This window comes from Natranaerobius trueperi (assembly GCF_002216005.1).
In the GTDB taxonomy this organism is placed as follows: domain Bacteria; phylum Bacillota; class Natranaerobiia; order Natranaerobiales; family Natranaerobiaceae; genus Natranaerobius_A; species Natranaerobius_A trueperi.
The window spans coordinates 33,685-40,315 of record NZ_NIQC01000024.1; the positions used below are offsets into that span (position 1 = coordinate 33,685).

General features: G+C 33.4%; 7 protein-coding genes. 2 read left to right on the top strand and 5 right to left on the bottom strand.

What is annotated here, in order from left to right; all coding sequences use genetic code 11:
* Positions 1-16: 16 nt before the first annotated feature.
* On the bottom strand, positions 17-1,003 hold the full coding sequence (locus CDO51_RS09930) for an ornithine cyclodeaminase family protein (protein ID WP_089024115.1): 987 nt from the start codon (positions 1,001-1,003) through the stop codon (positions 17-19).
* 363 nt (positions 1,004-1,366) lie between these two features.
* Between CDO51_RS09930 and CDO51_RS09935 the strand changes: the two genes are divergently transcribed.
* Both CDO51_RS09935 and CDO51_RS09940 read left to right on the top strand, forming a co-directional pair.
* Positions 1,367-1,654, top strand: a complete 288-nt coding sequence (locus CDO51_RS09935) for a hypothetical protein (protein WP_089024116.1) — start codon at positions 1,367-1,369, stop codon at positions 1,652-1,654.
* 3 nt (positions 1,655-1,657) lie between these two features.
* Complete coding sequence (locus tag CDO51_RS09940; RefSeq protein WP_089024117.1) at positions 1,658-1,945, top strand: hypothetical protein; 288 nt, start codon at positions 1,658-1,660, stop codon at positions 1,943-1,945.
* A gap of 55 nt (positions 1,946-2,000) precedes the next feature.
* Here the strand turns inward: CDO51_RS09940 and nhaC are convergent, their stop codons facing one another.
* The 4 genes from nhaC to CDO51_RS09960 form a co-directional block, all read right to left on the bottom strand.
* On the bottom strand, positions 2,001-3,386 hold the full coding sequence (gene nhaC / locus CDO51_RS09945; protein WP_089024118.1) for a Na+/H+ antiporter NhaC: 1,386 nt from the start codon (positions 3,384-3,386) through the stop codon (positions 2,001-2,003).
* Between the two features lie 620 nt (positions 3,387-4,006).
* Positions 4,007-4,327, bottom strand: coding sequence for a PTS sugar transporter subunit IIC (locus tag CDO51_RS14385; protein WP_205842209.1), 321 nt, complete (start codon positions 4,325-4,327; stop codon positions 4,007-4,009).
* Positions 4,328-4,440: 113 nt separating this feature from the next.
* Positions 4,441-4,962, bottom strand: coding sequence for a tripartite tricarboxylate transporter TctB family protein (locus CDO51_RS09955; protein WP_089024119.1), 522 nt, complete (start codon positions 4,960-4,962; stop codon positions 4,441-4,443).
* Entirely contained in the window at positions 4,946-6,484 is a 1,539-nt protein-coding gene (locus CDO51_RS09960; RefSeq protein WP_089024120.1) for a tripartite tricarboxylate transporter permease, read from the bottom strand. The genes CDO51_RS09955 and CDO51_RS09960 overlap by 17 nt, the downstream gene beginning before the upstream one ends.
* Positions 6,485-6,631: the final 147 nt, after the last annotated feature.

Sequence of the window (6,631 nt, forward strand, 5' to 3'; positions counted from 1 at the left end):
TCCTTTATTTGTGATATTAATCCATTATATCTATCTTCTGTCCTGTTCTTGTCTCTAACGCTTTCTTATATGCTACACCTGCAACAGCTACATCTAAACACCCCATACCCACACTTTCATATACTGTAATATCATCTTTATCCTCTCTACTAGGGATTTGTCTAGATATCACTTCACCAATTTCTTTTACCCTATTACTTTCTAGACCATTTTTTAATGGAATCTTTAGATCACCACTTTCTTCTATCGCCCCTTCTTTGTTATCAGCTATTAATTTATCAGCACTTGTAATAATATCTTCAGATATTTCTTGCATTTCAGGTTTAAAAGCACCTACAGCGTTTATATGTACTTTCTGATCAAGATCTCTTTTATCTATTACCGGATCTTTAGAATTAGTGCATGTTGTAATTATTTGTGCATTTTCGACTGCTTTTCTAGGAGAATTTTCGATATAAAAATTAATACCTGAAAACTCTTTTTCCATATCAGCTTTGAATTTGTCTGCTTTCTCTTTTGTTCTATTATAGAGCTTTACATTTTCTATAGAAGGCATAGCAGTTAAAATAGCCATAAGCTGACATCTTGCCTGCCCACCAGTACCTAAAATAGCAGCAGTTTTTGACTGTTTCGGTGCTAAATATCTTGTAGCGACCCCACTAGAAGCTCCCGTTCTTAACTTAGTCAAATATGAAGCTTCCATTACCGTAAGCACTTCTCCTGTTATACCATCAAATAACTGCATTGTCCCTTGAATAGCTGGTCTTTCTTTACTAGGGTTATCAGAATAAACTGATAGGGATTTAGTCCCCATAATTTTATTTGCTTCTAACCAACTAGGCATAAATAGTCCTACACCATTTACCTGATCTAATTCTAAATGAATCCTCAAAGGAGTCTTGGTATCTCCCATTGAATATTGAACAAACGTATTTTCTAACTCATCCATAGCTTCTTTCATCGTTATACTTTTTCTCACATCCGATTTAGATAAAACTAACATTTTTTATGCCCCCTCATATCCTTATTCAAGTTCTATTATATCATGTGATTTACAAAATTTTTCAATAAATTAAACAATAGTACTTAAATAAATTAATTTTAATGATAAAATTAAAAAGAGAACAATTTTTAGGAGGGGATTATTATCGTTCTTTTTATCTTAGTTATCACAGTTTTATTGGTAGTGCTTCATTTTATAGCATTAATAGAACTACAAAAAGAAAATAAAAAAATAATTGAACAAAATGAAAAAATTATTAATTTATTAGAAAGAAAAGATAACCTTAAAAAAAACGATGATTGAAATAGTGTGGAAAAACCAAAGGTTTAGAGAACATATAAAGCCTAATTGGAGTGATACTATATGTTATCAAATATAGATTTAAAAAGAGTCTCTCTTTCAATATGTATCATTTTATTATTAATCCTATCTATAATAGGATATCTAGGCTACAGAAATAATTGGAATTTTAATCTCTTTTTTGAAGAAAAAGTAATAGATCTAGAAGGTGAAATAGAAACCCCTGATGGAAACTTAGTGTTAAAACCTAAGAAAATGATGTTATATCATTATAGACTAATTATTTTCATAGATTATGAGCTAAATCCTGACCTTGATGATTTAGATTTAAAACTACAACACGTTCCTTAGCTCTTGATTACACAACAAGATAATGCTACAAAGAAAAGTTCAAAACCACTACTAGTTAATAATGATCTATTTAGCAGTGCAAATAAAAACATAGCTGAAGATTATTTTAGATATGAATATCGATACCATGATCTTTCTAATGGTTTAGACCTAGAGAAAGATCTAACCCTTATTCTTTACAATACTGAACTGACAAAACGTGTTCAAAAAAAAGTACCTGCAATTGAACCTAATGATTCCTTTGACTATCCCTATTTAGAAGTAAATCTAACTGATAAATTATCTTTTTAGTTAATAAGCTCCCTTCTAGTAGTTAAAAAGTCTACTAAAAGGGAGCTTAAATTATCTACTCGCTTTCTTCATTTTCCCACTGAGCAGTATTAGTTAATGCATAAATGATCACTATTATAGGTGCTAGAAAACTTATAAAAGTATATGGTATAAATTCAAACCCTACATTCAATACCCCTTGTACGTAAACTGCCACAACACCCCACGGAAGAACTATACAACCCAAAGTAGCTGCACTTTCTAATGTTCTAGATAATACACTTAAGTGAATGTTCATATCCTTATAAGCTGGTTGAAAAGTTCTACCAGGTACTATTATAGATACCATCATCTCCGCTGATGCTAAAAGCATGATATATGAAGAGGCAAGGGTAGATAATATCAATCCTTTAGGAGTTTTCACATACTGTAAGAGACTATTTAACAGTACTCTAAGCACACCACAACGTTCTAAAATTCCACCCATTGCAGTTCCAGCTAAAATCATAGCAACTGTACCCATCATCATATTAATTCCACCATGTGTTAATAATTCATCTACGTATTCGACACCCGTATTTGCAACATATCCATTTGCTGATACATTTATTATTGAATTTAAACTTGCATCCTGTGTAATAACTGCAAATAAAGAACCTGCAAGAAAACTAATCATTAATGTAGGTATTGCTGATACCTTCTTAATAGATAAAATAAGTACTAAAACAGGTGGAATCAGTGTTAGAAAAGATATGTTAAAGTTATCTTGTAGGGTACCTAACATCATGTTTACCTCTTCTAAATCAACTGCTTTTCCACTTTGATTAATTCCGAGAATTATATAAAGTATAAGTGAAATCACTGTTGCAGGAGCTGTAACCCATAACATAGATTTGATATGATCAAATAAATTAGTTCCTGTCATTGCTGATGTTAAATTAGTTGAATCTGACAAAGGACTCAACTTATCCCCGAAAATTGCTCCAGAGGCAATAGCCCCTACTGTCATTCCTACAGGAACACCAAGGCCGCCTCCTACTCCTTGAAGAACGAGTCCCATAGTTGCGATTGTTCCAAAAGAACTTCCAATAAATAATGAGGTTAAAGCACACAAAATAAAAGTTATCGGTAAAAAAATTGATGGTGATAACATTTGTAATCCATAGTATATTAGCGTTTGAATAGTACCACCTAGAATCCAGGTACCAACTACCATTCCAACTATCATTAGTATCAAACAAGCTATTAGTCCATTTTTTATACCATCTACCATTCCCTCTTGGATTTGGTCCCAAGAATAACCTAGATATAGTGCAAATAAAGCTGCTACTAATGCACCCAAAACTAATGGTGTCTCAAGTACTAATTCAACTCTAATTGCTCCAACAATCACTATAATAATTAATGATAGAGCAATAACTGCTTCTAAAAAAGACGGTGACCGTCCACGATGTTCTTCCATTTTTACCCCTCCCAGACATTTTAATACTGTTAGGTATCAGTGTATTAAAGTCAATGATAAACCTTATTTTTTATTGAGTCAATAGACAATCAGCAATTTTATATATTACATGCCAATGTTCTTTGAAAATGTCACTCTCCAGCAAGGTAGACCAAGTCTTAAACTCGGTCCTAGGAATTTAATATAGCATTAAAAAGCTCTTGATAAGTCATGTTGTAATTCAAATTGCTCTTTCACTTGTTTTCTTAGGGGTGAGTTTCATTTTTAGTTAATTTGATTATTTAACTTAGATGAATCCTTTAAAAATGCTTTACCCTACGACTCATAAGAAAATTTTCTAAGGTAGTTGTGTACTGGGGTTCTTCACTCACTAATTACCATATAACAACAAAAATAATAAATCGAGGGAGAGTCCCCTTATCAAGGAAACTCCCTCGATTTACCAGCATTTTATACTAAAAAATTACTTATATAAATAGGTATGTCTTTGTGTTATTATATGTAATTGTGTTAAAGGCTCTAACATAACTGCCAAAAATTTACCGGAATCTTCAAATTCTAATTTAATGCTCCACCGAAAGATGCTATTGAAGCAATACCCATAGCTAACCCTTCTAAACCTAACATAGCTGTAAGATCCATTGAACTAAGTCGAGAAGACAAATCATCTTTATTATGCCTCCAAGTAAAAATCCCATAACTATAGGTGCTTGTTGAGATGCTAATAATATTGTATCTCCGATGTTTAAAAGAGTTGTGTCTACAATAGGTGTACTAATTACTCCTATTAATCTAGAAGCTGGTGCGAATACTACTGCTCCTATAATTAATTCAGTGCCCTTTGGGAAGCTTTTTTCTATATAAGGTATAGCTAATGACATGACATAGCCTGGTATGATACTTAAAACCTGACTAGACTCTGCAAGATGGTATACTATCACAATTGACCGCCAGAGAAATAAATCCGTCTAACTAAAATACTCTCTATTTAAATATACTGATAGTACGTAATTTCCCAAATATACCTGTGGTTAAAAATTATTGTTAAGGCTTTCTAGAAAGACACCCCTAAAAGTTTTATAAAAAATAAATACATAATTATAGGGGCTACCGTTCCCAATAAGATAATTTGTTTGATTTTATAAAAACCAAAACAAATAAGTGAAGCTATCAAGCCAGTTGAGACTGTGGATATAAAGCCTATTATAGGAACAAAGTAAACAAAATAAACCATAACTAACAACAATAATAATACTAGCTGTAATTCCTTTAAAAAACTAAAAATATCACTTTTGACATTGCTTTGTTTTTTTAGTGAAGAATTTGAGAATAGTGTTTCAACTATCACCATTACTGAACTAAACAGAATAAATACTGTCCAAAATCTAGGTATAAATTGTGGGTTTCTATAAAATTGATGAACTTCCCCCCTTATCACTACAGTTTCCGGTATAAATATAAACCATAGGAATAATCCAGCTATTACTCCTACTATGCCAATGATAAGTTCTTTTAAATGGACAGCTAAAAATTTCTTGAAAAACAATTTAGTATCATTGTTATTTATCTTGCTCATCTATCCTGTCCCCCTCAACCTTCATTCTTCTATTATTTAGGTTTTGCCATACAACTAAACTAACTGCTAATACACAGAGGACTAGTCCTATTTGGCTTATACTAGAAGATATAAATATATCCCACTCACCTTGTGAAGTTTGTAAAGATCGCCTAAGACCCCTTTCAAGCTGTCCAGAAAGAATAAAAGCTAAAGCCATAGGCGCAACCGGAATACTTCCTTTTTTCATAAGGTACGCTAAAAAACCTATACCAATGGTAACTCCTACATCAAGCATGCGGTTGTTCACAGCATAAACTCCGATCATACAAATAAAAAGTACTATTGGATAAACTATTTTAGGATCTCTTTTTAATATCCAAATCAAAGGTTTTATCATTACATTTGCAAAGATCATATTAATAAAGTTGGCGATTATTAAAGCTAAAAAAATTGCATATATAACTTCTCCGTGATCATCAAAAATCCCCGGGCCTGGAGTAATGCCCTGAAGACCTAACGCAGCTAGAAGCAAAGCCGCTACTGAACTTCCAGGTATCCCCAATACAAACATAGGTAACATATTAGAACCAGAAACCGCACTATTTCCGGATTCTGCACTCACAACTCCAGGTAAAACTCCTTCTCCAAAGTTCCCTTCCTTTGTTTCACCACCATAGGCTGATTTGGTAATAGTATAGCTTAGAAAAGCAGCTGCAGAGGCACCTAATCCCGGAATAATACCAGTTATTGTTCCTGTACTGGTACCAATAAAAAAAGATTTTAAGCTTTCCTTGATATCACTCAAGTTTATAGACGGTCCGTAAATAGTTGTATTATTACTCTTTTTCGAAGAAACGCTTTTTTTATAAGTAGATAAATTGATAAATATCTCTGAAATCGCAAATAAGCCAATAAGCACAGCTACTAATTCTAAACTGTTAATCCTTCCTAAATCCGGTCCGATTCCTAGTCGAGGTGTTCCTACAAGAGGATCTCTACCTACTGAACCTACTAACATCCCTAGTCCCATAGATAAAAAACCTTTCCACATTGATTGCCCCGAAAGAGTAGAAGTAAGTATTAAAGCAAAAATGATAACCCAAAACATTTCTGGGGGACCGAATAACAGAGCTACTCCCGCTAAAGATACCGATCCAATAATTAAAAAAACGTCACTGCAAATATCTGCAAACCCTGAACTTAAAATAGCGCCTTGTAAAGCTTTTTTTCCAAATCCTTTTTGGCTCATAGGATATCCATCAATAACTGTAGCAACAGCACCAGAGGTACCAGGTGTATTTAATAGAATAGCAGATATAGTTCCTCCCAACAGAGAACCTTTATATAAACCGATTAGTAAGATCATAGCCGCTACAGGCTCAAGGCCAAAAGTTATTGGAAGCAAAACACCAATCCCTATAGAGGGTCCTAAGCCGGGTATAGCACCGAGAGCTAAGCCTACTGCTAATCCTATACACATAAAAACTATCGATTGCAATGAAAATACCATCGCTGCTGAAGCTGGAAGTAGTTCTAACATTGCTTTCACCTCTTTCTAATAATCGAGTAGGAGGTAGATAATTAATTTATCTACCGACCTCTCACACCACCAAGCATACCGTCCGGTACTTGGCGGTTCAATGGTTTGAGTGCAATGCCTCGTATCTTTTGGATATGTCATCATATC

Excerpts from the sequence above, each read along its gene's own strand:
- CDO51_RS09930 (WP_089024115.1), bottom strand. The coding sequence starts at position 1,003 with ATGTTAGTTTTATCTAAATCGGATGTGAGAAAAAGTATAACGATGAAA.
- CDO51_RS09935 (WP_089024116.1), top strand. The coding sequence starts at position 1,367 with ATGTTATCAAATATAGATTTAAAAAGAGTCTCTCTTTCAATATGTATC.
- nhaC (WP_089024118.1), bottom strand. The coding sequence starts at position 3,386 with ATGGAAGAACATCGTGGACGGTCACCGTCTTTTTTAGAAGCAGTTATT.
- CDO51_RS09955 (WP_089024119.1), bottom strand. The coding sequence starts at position 4,962 with ATGAGCAAGATAAATAACAATGATACTAAATTGTTTTTCAAGAAATTT.
- CDO51_RS09960 (WP_089024120.1), bottom strand. The coding sequence starts at position 6,484 with ATGTTAGAACTACTTCCAGCTTCAGCAGCGATGGTATTTTCATTGCAA.